Genomic DNA, 13,391 nt, shown 5'->3' on the forward strand with positions numbered 1-13,391 from the left:
CTATCTTCAATATATAATATAAATCCTGCTATCTGAAAGTCATCGAAAATATCCGTTCAAATACATAATGTGTCATCATTTTACTTAAAAAAGAACAGTTGTATTATTAAAAAAACATATTATAAGTTTTAATTAGAATGGCGCAATAATTATATAAAAACACGTATTTTTATTATCAACGTATTTATTTGTTAATTGCGAACCGCAACAACCACAGTAATTTGGAAAATATATTTTTCTCAAAAAAATCTGCTAAAAAATGAAAATACATATTAGACAAGAAAGTGCAGAAGATTATGAAACCGTTTTTGAACTTATACAGAAAGCATTCGAACATGCTGAGTATACGGATCATCAAGAACAGTTTCTCGTTCAAAAACTACGTCAATCGAGCGGGTTTATACCTGAGCTCGCACTGATCGCGGAGATCAATGGTAGACCTGTGGGCTATATATTAGTTACAAAGATCAAAATCGTCGATGAAGAAAATAAGAAGGCACATTCCTCCCTTGCTTTGGCCCCAATTGCAGTACTACCTGATTTTCAAGGAAAAGGGATTGGAAGCAAACTCATTAAGGAAGCTCATCGGATTGCAAGACAACTCGGTTTCGGATCTATTATCTTATTGGGGCATGCAGATTATTATCCGAGATATGGCTATGTGCAAATGGTCAAATATGGTATTAAAATGCCATTTGACGTTCCGGATGAAAATTGTATGATTATCGAACTCCTTCCGGAGGCTCTCGTCGGAGTTAAGGGAATGGTGGTCTATCCAAAAGAGTTTGGTATAACTTAGGGTTGGCCATATGTAGCAGCCAACCCTTTTCTTATTTAATATTTAATGGGATAATCCTGCATAAACTCGAATTGATATCCATCACTTTTAAGTGCATCGATCAATGATGATAATTGTTGTTGCCCTTTTTTAGTCTGAAACATATCATCGTGCATTAAAAACACCACATTATTGGGTACCATTGAACTTTTATTGTTCATAAAGTTGCGTATATGGGATAAAGTCGCTTCTTGGCTCACAATCGGGTTACCGGTAACGCTATTCAAACGCCATTCCACATCCCAGCCAAAAATACGATAACCATTTTTATGAAGCATATCAGCTGTTGTAGAGCCATTTTTTAAATCTATCTTGCGGATATCATCATACACCCAGATATTTCTACCCGGAAGTCTAACAATTTTATGCTGAAGATTAAGATCCTTTTCATTCTTTTCAAAATCTGCAAAAGCTTTTTCCGGATTATTATAGAATCGTGAATATTGGTTATTTGCATGCGTATAGCTATGATTATAGCAAGCAATTAATGGATTACTTTCATATTTCTGAAGATCCCGCTTTCTGCCCTTGCTCATGTTTGCATGCTTACCGATGAGAAAAACACTTACTTTTATATTTTTCTCCTTTGCCAATGAATCTATCGCCGCACTTCCGATCAAAGGCCCATCATCAAATGTCAAATAGATATGTTTGGGATGGGCATCAAAAGCTCTCCTCAAGGAGTCTTTCAAGTTGCGTTTTTGTTGTTTTACAGGAATAGGATGCAAACTATCGACTGTAAAATGTAGCTGATTTTTTTGAAGAGAATCCCATTTATTCAAAAGAACAGGTACTTTTTCCATTTGGGTCAACTTTTCGTTTAAAGTGTCCCTACCGGCCTCTTTACCACTACCCAATACTTTATTGGAGAAATCTTTGCACGACACATTACCCAAAATCACACCACATGTGAACATTGCAACCAATAACCTTCTACACTTCATATCTATCCTAATAACTTAAGTGATTTTTTACTTTTCAAAAATACTATAAAAACCAACTTAAAAAGTATAATATTTTATAAATCCCTGTTTTCCGTGATAAACAGCTACAAAAGCAACCAAAATATTTATCTAAGAGATTTAATATCACATTTATCATCGGAGAGATGGTCAACATGTTACAACAGTTTATCTTTTTTTAAAAATCAAAGCTCTATTGTATTCAAAGTTCATCCTGGCAATATTTAGGACAGATATACCCTGTGGACATTCGACCTCGCAAGCTTCTGTATTTGAGCAGTGTCCAAAAGACTCCGCATCCATTTGCTTAATCATGTTGAGTACACGTTGATTTCTTTCCTCCTTTCCTTGCGGCAGTAAGGCCATATGCGTAATCTTTGCTGAAGTAAATAACGCTGCACTCCCATTTTTACAGGTGGCAACACATGCACCGCATCCAATACAAGCAGCCGAATCAAATGCTTCTTCAGCGAGTTCATGTGAAATGGGAATAACTGTGGCATCTGGTGCCTGGCCAGTATTGATAGATACAAAGCCCCCTTGTGAAATAATTCGGTCAAAAGCAGATCTATCCACTTTAAGATCTTTTTTCACCGGGAATGCAGACGAGCGGAACGGTTCTATCACAATGGTATCATTATCGTTGAACGAGCGTAGATGCAACTGACAAGTAGTCGTATGTTTTAACGGACCATGTGCTATACCGTTAATCATCACACCGCATTGTCCACAGATCCCTTCCCTACAATCATGGTCAAATTCAACGGGCTCCTCTCCGCTCACAATGAGCTTTTCATTCAAGGAATCCAACATTTCAAGAAAAGACATGTGTGGATTAAGGTCCTGTAGATCATAGGCTACCAGTTTCCCTGCTGTTTGATTATCTTTTTGCCGCCAGATTTTAAGATGTAGATTCATAATTGTTCATTTTATTTGTAGCTTCTTACAGTAGGTTGTATTTCTTCAAAAGTTAATGGCTCTTTGATCAATTCTGGTTCTTCCCCTTCTCCTTTCCAGGCCCAAGCAGATATAAATTGAAATTCAGCATCATTCCGCAGCGCTTCTCCATCAGCTGTTTGATATTCCTCCCTAAAATGTGCGCCACAGGATTCTTCACGTGTCAACGCATCATAGCACATCAATTCACCGATTTCAAAATAGTCCGCAACACGTCCAGCTTTCTCCAATTCGGTATTTAAAGAATTTGGTTGCCCGCTAACCATGACATTACGATAAAACTCTTGCTTAAGCTTCTTGATTTCCGCTATTGCATATTTAAGTCCCTGTTCATTCCGGGCTAGGCCACAATAATCATACAGCAGCTTCCCAAGTGTTTTATGAAAATAATCGACGGTTTTATTCCCCTTAATCTGTAATAATTCATCAATTTGCTTTTTAACCGCTAACTCCGCTTTTTCAAACTCCAGATGATCTGTAGAAATCTTTCCAGTGTGAATTTCATTCGATAAATAATTGGCGATGGTATAAGGCGCAATAAAATAACCGTCCACTGAGGCTTGAAGCAACGAATTTGCCCCTAAGCGATTAGCGCCATGATCTGCAAAATTAGCTTCACCAAGTGCAAATAGCCCAGGCAAAGTTGTCATCAGCTCGTAATCAACCCAAAGTCCACCCATCGAAAAATGGGCCGAAGGAGATATCATCATCGGTTCAGAATACGCATCATAGCCCGTTATTTTATGGTACATATCAAAGAGGTTACCATATTTCTCTTCAATTTTTTGCTTCCCTTGTTCCTTGATTGCTTTCGCAAAGTCAAGGTAGACGGCATTTTTTAAAGGACCTATACCAAAACCAGCGTCAATCCGCTCCTTGGCCGCTCTAGAAGATATATCCCGCGGTGCAAGATTCCCGAATGCGGGGTATCGACGTTCGAGGTAATAATCTCGATCTTCTTCTGGGATATCATTGGCGGCTCTGTTTTCATCCTGTTTTAATGGAACCCAAATGCGACCATCATTACGTAAGGATTCTGACATCAACGTCAGCTTGGATTGATAATCGCCTGATTGCGGTAAAGAGGTCGGATGAACCTGAATCCAACTTGGGGATGCCATCAATGCACCTTTTTTATGTGCCCGCCAAATTGCCGAGCCGTTGCAACCCATTGCTAAGGTAGATAGATAATAGATTTTGCCGTATCCACCTGTTGCAAGTATAACAGCATGCGCTGCATGTCGTTCAATCTCTCCAGTATCTAAATTGCGAACAATAATACCGCGCACTTTCCCGTCAATGACAACGACATCCAACATCTCATGGCGGGAAAAGAGCTGAACAGTTTTTTTACCAACCTGCCGCATCAGGGCTTGATAAGCTCCCAATAGCAGCTGCTGTCCGGTCTGCCCCCTTGCGTAGAATGTTCGGCTTACCTGCACCCCTCCAAAAGAACGGTTATTTAGATACCCTCCATATTCACGTCCAAAAGGGACACCTTGCGCCACCGCCTGATCTATCAAATTCAACGAACATTCAGCCATTCGATAGACATTCGCTTCACGCGCACGAAAATCACCCCCTTTTAAAGTATCCACAAACATACGATAGACACTATCGCCGTCATTCTTATAATTTTTCGCAGCATTGACACCACCTTGGGCTGCTACAGAATGAGCTCTTCGGGGACTGTCCTGAAAACAGAATGATTTGACCTGATAGCCCATTTCGCCAAGAGATGCCGCTATTGAGCTTCCCGCTAGACCCGTCCCCACAACAATCACATCCAATTTTTTGCGATTGGCAGGGTTGACAAGCTTTGCAGTTTTTTTATAGCGTGTCCACTTTTGCTCCAAAGGTCCCGCTGGTATTTTTGAGTTTAAAATCATATCTTCGCCTTTAGTTAACAGTAAAAAATATATAAATTGGCATTAACGCAAACCCTATGCTGATGACAATGGAATAGGTTGTACCAATTACCTTAAACCAATGGACAAATTTTGGATGATACAGTCCGAGGGTTCTCACCGCACTATGAATCCCATGGATAAGATGATAACATAAGGCCACCATGGACAAGACATAAATAAGCACATACCACCATTGTTGAAACACTGCAATAACCAATACATAGAGATCCTTATTTCCTTTTGCATCCAGTGGTAGAGCTCCAAACTTATATACGTACCAAAAATTCTGAAAGTGGATGACCAAAAATATCAGAATAAGCGTGCCCAGAATTCCCATATTTCGGGAATACCACTTGCTCGCGCGTCCACGCTGGTCTGACTGATAATCCCCACCTGTTTTTTTATTCTTTATAGTGATGACCAATCCATCAATAGCATGCAGTACAATACTCAGGTAAAGGACATAAGAAACAATTTTAATCAGGATATTTCCGGAGAGAAAGTGTGAATAGGCATTAAACTGTAGATGTGCCTGCTCCTGAGGTAAAAATAGCTGCAAATTTCCCAGAAAATGGATAAGCAGAAAGAAAGCGAGAAATAACCCCGTTAAGCACATAAGTATTTTCTTTGATAAGGTCGATAGCATAAGCCTTTTATTTAATAATAACCAATAACTTTCATCCATAAACCACCTACACCCATATAGATAATCAGCAGCACGATCCCGATTTCCAAACCACGCAACCACCATGACTTAAGGTCAACATAACCGCTACCAAAGAATACGGGTGCCGGACCATGACCATAATGTGTTAACACGCCATATATGGAACCCAGAAACCCAAGCATCATAGCCAACAACATGGGCGGGATACCTAATGATACACCTACTCCCAATAATGCCGCATACATTGCGGCAACGTGGGCTGTCGCGCTCGCAAAGATGTAATGGCTAAAGAAATACACCAAAACAATTACGGGGAATGCAATCTGCCAACTCAGCCCGCCAATCTGTACCTTGATCAAATCACTAAACCAACCTATAAATCCAAGTTCATTCAGCGAACTGGCCATCATGACTAAAACGGCAAACCAAACAATGGTATCCCAAGCCCCTTTCTCTGCTTTTACATCCTCCCAGGTCAGTACCGATGTCAGCAAAAGCAAAGTCAAACCAATAAATGCAGTAGTCGTCGCATCAATCGAAAGCGATCCTCCAAAAATCCAAAGTGCCAGAAGTATAAAAAATGCCAATAACATCAACCACTCATTCCTGGATATGGGTCCCATTTCTTTTAATTTCTCCGCAGCCATTTTGGGGGCATCGCCTGTCTTTTTTAATTCAGGTGGGTACAGTTTATAAAGTACAAGCGGAACAACAAAAAAAGCAACGATGCCCGGAATAAATCCTGCAACGGCCCAAGACATCCACGTAATATCAATACCTAGATTAGCAGCAAACTTTTGACACATCGGGTTGCTCGCTGTCCCGGTTAAAAACATGGAGGATGCAATCAAATTCATGTAGTAACTATTCAGTGTCAGATAGGATCCCAGCTTTCGATGCGTCTCTGGTTTGTCTGGAACAGAATCAAAACTGATGGCCATAGATTTCATGATCGGGTAAATGATACCACCGCCTCTGGCCGTATTACTAGGTATCGCGGGTGCCAGACACACGTCAGCCAAGCCTAAACCATAAGCCAGCCCAAGCGAACTTTTTCCGAAAACCCGAATAAAAAGAAATGCAATACGATTGCCTAAGCCCGTTTTGATAAACCCGCGTGCTATAAAAAAAGATATCCCGATCAGCCAGATCACCTTATCCCCAAAGCCGGTCAAGGCTTTCGTAATAGATTTACCCGCATCTCCTGGAGCTAGAACCTGTGTCAGCGCCGTAAATCCAATCGCCATCATACACATCGTACCCATTGGCGCGGCCTTCAGAATGATCCCGAGTATGGTCGCAGCAAATATGGCAAACAAATGCCACGCTTCGGGACTAACGCCCTTAGGAACTGGAATAAACCACAAAATGAGCGCAACAATAAAGGTGATGGCTACATTTTTGATACTAATTTCTTTCATAATAATTGAGGTTTAAAAGACTAGAATCTACTTTGTACTTGTACGATAAATAAGTTTTTATTGTATTCATTGGTATTCTGAGTCTGCTTCTTATAGCGATCGAGTTGAAGACCGAGCTGTATCCGGGCGCCATAATTTTTCAAAAACTCCAGACCAAACATAGGCGTAAAAGTTTGCCTTGCATTTGCATTTAACTTATAATTTGGGTCGATATACTCATAACGACAGGAAAGCTCAAATGCACTGAGGTTATAATAGTTGACTTCATACCTTAAATTCGGCAGGAAATAGATACCCCGGACGAGATAGTCACTTAATTTTGAGGTACGCGAACTCTCGTCCAACGCATAATATAAGTTATGATTGATAGCCTGTTTTGCTTCCAGCTGCATATCCAGGTTCCAACGTTTGCCAAAATCTACATTTCCGCTCAGATCCACTCCCAGCGCATGTACTTGCTTTTTCATGACCTCACCCACACCGCCATTCAACCCAAGATTGACTCCATATTTTTTTGAAAGCCCAAATACCAAGCGTGTTGAATATTGCTTTCCGTTGTCATTGTCGACGATTTGGTTTTTACCATTTCCATTGACCACGGAAAAAGAATAACTGAACGGCATATCTCCTAAACTGACCTCCCCTGTTGCAGCCATTCCAATCTGGAAACTCGCCCAGCCTAATTTACCAAACTCAAGGTATTGATTTGACCAATCCAACGATTTAATAATGTCTATTGGATAAGTTTCCTCAATGCCAAACCATGGTCGAAACTGACCAACTGTAATGGCCAGCTTAGGGCTAAACGTATATTTTAAATATGCATTTTCAAGTACCTTTGTTTTTGGGTCACTTTTAAAATCGGCTAAATTGGCCAGAACAGCTACTTCAGTTCGTTTACTGATCTGTGCGCGCATCTGCACCCGCATATATTTCACCATAAAATTATTGTCGGTTCCAGAACCATCACTATGGTGAAGCCCATTCACGTCAACATCTTTAGTTGTGCTCACAAGGTATCGCGCCTGAAAAAGCCCCTTTATCTGCAGTTTGGGATAGGTGATTTCTTCTTTGATTTGCTGTACAGAATCTCTTTTTATCGGCTCAACTGGACCCGGTTCTTGTCCCTTTACAGCCGTGTATAACAATAAGTATAAGACAGAAATTGGAATGTAAAGTTTCCTCATATCTAAAATAATTAACTATTTGCTAGTAGCCCAGCACACTTTTCACCGTCAATAAATGATCTATTCAAAATTATTCTCGCTTTAATAACATATTAACTGATAGATGGTTTTATTTTTTTTTATAAATTTTGTAACTAAAAGAAAGTTTTCTCCAAAGAGAGCTCAAATTGATTAAATTCCACGTTTTTGTGTATTTTCACGGTTGGATATATCCAGGTTTCAATTTTTGAATTAGTAAAAATTTCAAGATTGAAACAGATACCAAATATCCAAAGAACAGATTGTAGATAAATTTTAGAATCAATAAATCATATGAAAGAACAATTAATCAGAAAATGCTGTATTTGCCTTGTACTAATTATTTATGGGTTTTTCATCCCTGTTTCCAACGCGGCGGAACGGGAGAAGCTGGCAATGTTTTGGACTTGGCTTGATTATAATCCAACTACAAATTTTGATTCTATCTGCCGTGAGATGAATTACCTGGGTATTGACGGGGTTATGCTGAATGCAGCTAGTCCGGATGAATATAGAGTCGCCATTCCTATTGCAAAGAAATATGGGATACAGGTAATTGCCTGGCTATGGACGATGAACCTGGAGCATGATCGGGATAAGATCCTAAAAGAGCATCCAGACTGGTTTAGTGTCAATAGAAATGGAAAAAGTCTGGCTGATACCACTGCGTATGTTGGCTACTACAAATTCCTATCACCTGTTGTACCAGGAGTAAAAGAATATATTAAACAAAAAATCCAGTCTTATTGCGAAGTTGAAGGTCTCGATGGTATATCAATAGATTACAACCGCTATGTAGATGTTGTATTACCAACCACCTTGTGGCCAAAGTATAATATCGTTCAAGATCGCGAATACCCCGCATGGGATTATGGATATCACCCCTTTGCCATAGAGAAATTCAAAAAACAATATGGTTATGATCCTAGGACACAAAAAGACCCATCAAAAGATCTGAAATGGAGGCAGTTTCGCTGTGACCAGATCACTGACATCGCTAATATGATTGCTGATGTTGTCCACAGCCATGGAAAGACTATGGCAGCCTCACCTTTTCCTACACCAAAAATGGCTTCGAGAATGGTTCGTCAAGATTGGGGTAAATGGAAACTGGACGTTGTATTCCCTATGGTATACAGCAACTTTTACACCGAGGACCCAAGCTTTATAAAAGATTGTACTATAGAAAATGTCAGAGATAAGGCCGCGAATACCACTTTATACTGTGGATTGATGGCTAAAAACAATGATGAAATGTTTGTCGATATGGATGAGGCTTTAAATAATGGTGCTCAAGGAATCTCTATTTTCACCATTCACAGTCTCCGAGATCCAAAAATTAAAGAGCGCTTCAGAGCCTATACGACAGCAGCTAAATCCAAAAAAGAAAAAAATAATGGAACCTTACCTCGTATTTCAACCAATAAAGTAGAAAACGACCCTTTTAAGAAAGCTGGGATTATGAAATTGATCACCCAAAAAATTCAAGACATGGTAAAAGCTGAAAATCCGGCAGCAAATCCTGTGGTATTATCTAATTATAAGCAAGTTGATGCGTACGATGTCACAAAAAAATATCTTGTAAAGGATAAGGTCAGTAACAAAAACTTCTATGTGACCTTCTTTTTCTATGGTGACATACTTTCGGGTTGGAATGTTGATCCTGCACCTTCGAACAGCTAAAGTATCGGCACTTTCCTATCTTTGGGCTTTCATAAATAGATTGAAGAAATGAATAGAACTTTTGGTTTGATAACAGCTTTACTTATCCTAAGCTATACAGGGGGGACAGACGTATGCCGGGCGCAGCAGACGACAAGCACCGCAACGGTAAAGGATGCAAAAAAGATCGATCAAGCAACATTAAATAGCATTCTTGAAAAGAATAGTCAGCGCTTTAAACTGGGAAAAGTAGCAGATTACATTCCAGAACTGAGCAAAGCAAATGCACAATCCATTGCACTATCTGTTGTAAATAACGATGGTACGCTGGTAAGTGCCGGAGATATACATCAAAAATTTACGATCCAAAGCATATCAAAAATAATTGCGTTGATGATTGCGGTACAGGAGAATGGTGAAAAAGCTGTTTTTGAGAAAATGGGATATTTTGGAACCGACAAACCTTTCAATCACTTTGGCAATTTAGAAACAATGGGTAAACCGCTTAACCCCATGATGAATGCAGGTGCTATATTGACCACCGCCCTTATTAAAGGGAATGCTGAAGAACCCTTCGCTAAAATCCTCAAGATGATACGTTTCATTACAAACAATGAACTGATAGATTATAGCCATGCGGTATATAACTCAGAAAGAGAAACAGGTCATCGGAATCGCGGTATGTTCTACATTATGCGAAATAGTGGGTTAATTGATGGTGAAGGAGAAGAGAAGCTCAATAATTACTTCAAGCAATGTTCCATCGAAATCACAGTAGAGGATCTTGCCAAAATAGGTTATTTTTTTGCCAATCACTGTGTCCGATATGATGGAAACAAACAATTTCAAGATGCTAATCTGTCACAGCTTATTCAGTCACAAATGCTGATTGCCGGCATGTACGAATTCAGTGGTGAATATGCCCGTACCGTTGGGCTCCCGAGTAAATCTGGTGTAGGTGGCGGAATCGTAGTCAGCGTTCCCCATAGTATGGGAATAGGCGCTTTTAGTCCGGCGTTGGACCAACACGGCAACTCACTTGCAGGTTATCACATGATCCTAGATCTGGTGAAGGCCAACCATTTGAGCCTATTTGACTAATAGATCAGATCCCTTAAATTAAATCGTTTGCAAAACCGAATTCCAGTTTTGCTTGTTAATTCCTAAGTCAGCATAGCTATATGCGGGCTTAGGAAAAATTAAAATACCAAAATAATAAACCAATGGTGAGAACAGAAACAATAATCGCTGTAGAAAGTGTTTCTAAAAGTTCAACCTTTTACCAGGATTTGCTAGGTTGTACCAGCGAACATGGTGGCGAGACTTTTGAAATTCTAACAGTTGAAAATAATGTAATTTTATGCCTTCACAAATGGGGTGAACACGCACATCCCACCATGCTCCAACCCAAAAATGCCGGGAATGGTCTAATCCTATTCTTTCGGGTAGATAATCTCCAGGAAGTGTTTGAAAATGCCACCAAACTCGATGCCATGTTCGAAAAAGAAATTCACTACAATGAAAATTCATTAAGAAATCAGTTTATCCTCCGTGATCCTGACAATTATTACCTGATTATTTCAGAATAAGAAGTTTCGTCCGCAACAATATGCGTTGGTTAGATTTAACAGATATTAATTTGACGCGTGCTTTCTTAAACCAGTTTAAGTTTATTATTCAATCTTTCCTGCAACTTTGTCGTATCAAAATATAAAACAATGACAGCACGATTAAATATTGCAAAATTAGATGCAACAGCTTATAAAGCGATGATGGGTTTAGAAACCTACCTCACTGGTATCTTTCTTACCCCTATCCAGAAAGAACTTATTAAGATAAGAGCATCCCAAATTAATGGATGTGCTTTTTGCCTTGACATGCACACCAAAGATGCATTAAAGTATGGTGAAACTCCACAGCGTATATTCTTGCTGAACGCCTGGCGTGAGACTGAATTATTTAATGCCGAAGAACAGGTTTTATTGGAGATGACTGAAGAGATTACCCTAATTCATCAACAGGGCCTGACAGAGGAAACTTATCAAAAAGCGAAGAAACAATTTGACGAAAAACAGATTGCACAGATCATTATGGCTATTATTACAATCAATGCCTGGAATAGAATTGGTATAAGCACACATTTGGAATTATTAAAGTAGGTAAACCAGGGGCATATCCGCCAGGATGCGAATTCAATCGCTCCCGATAGGATGTAAATGAATCTATAAAAATGGGGGCGGTCTAGCACGAACGGCCCCATTTTCGTTTAAAATAACCAGTCGATAAAATCTTAAATCCACCAGCCCACAAATCACAATAATCAGCTATCTTTAATCCGAAAAAGTTTATTAAACCAATTAAACGCAGAAAAATGAAAATCATTAAAAAACTTTTAATTGTTTTGGTTATTCTCATTGCCATTCCCTTAATCGTGGCTCTTTTTGTTCCTAAAGATTTTGAAGCAAAAAGTGAGATTACCATTGACAAACCCAAGCAGGAGGTCTTCAACTATGTGAAAATGCTTCGAAATCAAGATCACTTTGGAGTATGGCAGCTTTCCGATCCACAAATGAAGAAATCCGAACAGGGTACCGATGGTCAGGTTGGATTTAAATACAGCTGGGATGGCGAGAAAGTTGGAAAAGGTTCGCAAACCATTACGCGCATCGTAGATGGAGAAACGATCGAAACATCACTTGACTTTGGATTCGGCGAACCGTCAAAAGGTTATTTTACGCTGAAGGAAATATCACCGAACCAGACAGCGGTGACCTGGGGCATTACCGGTAAGTCACCTTACCCCTGGAATCTAATGAGCCTATTTATGAATATGGATAAGGATTTTGATCAGGGGCTCAAAAACTTAAAAGATGTCTTGAAATAGTTTCATACATCATAAAAAAAGGTATTTAAAGCATAATCAAATGATCTTTAAATACCTTTTCTTCAAAAAACGGATTAAATTAACGACGACTCATCAGAATACGTAAAATATACCAAAACAACAACATGATAGAAGAAAATAGCTGTAATGCAGCCCCTACATATTGTTCATTGCCGTAATTATATTTCAGATTTTGTGTTTGGTACAAAATGCTTCCTGAAGCAATCAACACCATGATGATAGAAAACCAAAGTCCCAATTGAAATCCAAATAATGCGCCCGCGACAATGGCCCCCAATGCTAGGAAGCCACCAATAACAAGGATGTTTTTCAGAAAAGAGAAATCCTTGTTTGACATAAAAGCAACAGCTGTAAGTGCTGTAAACAGGGCCAGCGTCATTATACTTGCCTGATATAGCATACCCGCACCATCAGTCATCGAAGCGGCAATAAAAATCATCGGTAGGAAAATAATAGCTTCCAATACAATGTAAAATGCCAGTCCAAGATACTGGGTCTGACGGCTCTGCGCTAATGTCCATCGAGAGGACAATGAAGCTCCCAACCAGAAACATCCGAGAAGGAACAACCAAATAAACTTCCCACTGACCATCCATACAATAAGATCGTATGGAACTAATTTTATCAATAGGGTTTCCAAAACGATAAATGCCAAAATAGAAAGAGCAACGTGTAGATACGTTTTTTTATAGAAAACGCCTCTTTCAGCCTCATCGTTGACAAGTAAATACTCTTGTGATTCCATAAACAGTTAAATAAAATGTATTAATATACATTAAAAATAAGCATTAATTCGATTTTCACAATAAATAATTTAAGCAGAGCCTGTCGAATTACATCGCATTGATACAAAAAAAGAGGACC

General features: G+C 39.3%; 13 protein-coding genes. 6 read left to right on the plus strand and 7 right to left on the minus strand.

What is annotated here, in order from left to right; all coding sequences use genetic code 11:
* Positions 1-259 precede the first annotated feature (259 nt).
* Positions 260-799, plus strand: coding sequence for a GNAT family N-acetyltransferase (locus tag ACK8HY_RS20750; protein WP_175991965.1), 540 nt, complete (start codon positions 260-262; stop codon positions 797-799).
* Between the two features lie 35 nt (positions 800-834).
* Here ACK8HY_RS20750 and ACK8HY_RS20755 read toward each other — a convergent pair whose 3' ends face one another.
* The 6 genes from ACK8HY_RS20755 to ACK8HY_RS20780 form a co-directional block, all read right to left on the minus strand.
* Positions 835-1,782 carry a polysaccharide deacetylase family protein gene (locus ACK8HY_RS20755; RefSeq protein ID WP_254846182.1) on the minus strand — a complete coding sequence of 316 codons (948 nt, stop codon included), beginning with the start codon at positions 1,780-1,782 and terminating at the stop codon, positions 835-837.
* A gap of 186 nt (positions 1,783-1,968) precedes the next feature.
* Entirely contained in the window at positions 1,969-2,718 is a 750-nt protein-coding gene (locus tag ACK8HY_RS20760) for a succinate dehydrogenase/fumarate reductase iron-sulfur subunit (protein ID WP_077433984.1), read from the minus strand.
* Positions 2,719-2,729: 11 nt separating this feature from the next.
* Positions 2,730-4,646, minus strand: a complete 1,917-nt coding sequence (locus ACK8HY_RS20765; protein ID WP_077433986.1) for a fumarate reductase/succinate dehydrogenase flavoprotein subunit — start codon at positions 4,644-4,646, stop codon at positions 2,730-2,732.
* A gap of 10 nt (positions 4,647-4,656) precedes the next feature.
* Entirely contained in the window at positions 4,657-5,313 is a 657-nt protein-coding gene (locus ACK8HY_RS20770) for a succinate dehydrogenase cytochrome b subunit (protein WP_416134680.1), read from the minus strand.
* An 11-nt stretch (positions 5,314-5,324) separates the two neighbouring features.
* Positions 5,325-6,755: an anion permease gene (locus ACK8HY_RS20775; RefSeq protein WP_077433988.1), complete on the minus strand. Its 1,431-nt coding sequence runs from the start codon at positions 6,753-6,755 to the stop codon at positions 5,325-5,327.
* A gap of 20 nt (positions 6,756-6,775) precedes the next feature.
* Positions 6,776-7,942: a porin gene (locus tag ACK8HY_RS20780; protein WP_077433990.1), complete on the minus strand. Its 1,167-nt coding sequence runs from the start codon at positions 7,940-7,942 to the stop codon at positions 6,776-6,778.
* Positions 7,943-8,254: 312 nt separating this feature from the next.
* Here ACK8HY_RS20780 and ACK8HY_RS20785 point away from each other — a divergent pair, with 312 nt between their 5' ends.
* The 5 genes from ACK8HY_RS20785 (at position 8,255) to ACK8HY_RS20805 (ending at position 12,506) form a co-directional block, all read left to right on the plus strand.
* Positions 8,255-9,643 (plus strand): family 10 glycosylhydrolase, encoded by a 1,389-nt coding sequence (locus ACK8HY_RS20785; RefSeq protein WP_416134681.1) that lies wholly within the window; start codon positions 8,255-8,257, stop codon positions 9,641-9,643.
* Positions 9,644-9,691: 48 nt separating this feature from the next.
* On the plus strand, positions 9,692-10,723 hold the full coding sequence (glsA, locus tag ACK8HY_RS20790; RefSeq protein WP_077433994.1) for a glutaminase A: 1,032 nt from the start codon (positions 9,692-9,694) through the stop codon (positions 10,721-10,723).
* A 122-nt stretch (positions 10,724-10,845) separates the two neighbouring features.
* Positions 10,846-11,211: a VOC family protein gene (locus ACK8HY_RS20795; RefSeq protein WP_077433996.1), complete on the plus strand. Its 366-nt coding sequence runs from the start codon at positions 10,846-10,848 to the stop codon at positions 11,209-11,211.
* Between the two features lie 129 nt (positions 11,212-11,340).
* Positions 11,341-11,781, plus strand: coding sequence for a carboxymuconolactone decarboxylase family protein (locus ACK8HY_RS20800; protein WP_077433998.1), 441 nt, complete (start codon positions 11,341-11,343; stop codon positions 11,779-11,781).
* A 212-nt stretch (positions 11,782-11,993) separates the two neighbouring features.
* Positions 11,994-12,506 carry an SRPBCC family protein gene (locus ACK8HY_RS20805; RefSeq protein ID WP_077434000.1) on the plus strand — a complete coding sequence of 171 codons (513 nt, stop codon included), beginning with the start codon at positions 11,994-11,996 and terminating at the stop codon, positions 12,504-12,506.
* Positions 12,507-12,585: 79 nt separating this feature from the next.
* On the opposite strand, the gene ACK8HY_RS20810 is transcribed toward ACK8HY_RS20805, so the two are convergent.
* Positions 12,586-13,272, minus strand: coding sequence for a Bax inhibitor-1 family protein (locus tag ACK8HY_RS20810; RefSeq protein WP_077434002.1), 687 nt, complete (start codon positions 13,270-13,272; stop codon positions 12,586-12,588).
* Positions 13,273-13,391 lie beyond the last annotated feature (119 nt).

Source organism: Sphingobacterium sp. NGMCC 1.201703 (assembly GCF_047784615.1).
Taxonomy (GTDB): Bacteria; Bacteroidota; Bacteroidia; order Sphingobacteriales; family Sphingobacteriaceae; genus Sphingobacterium.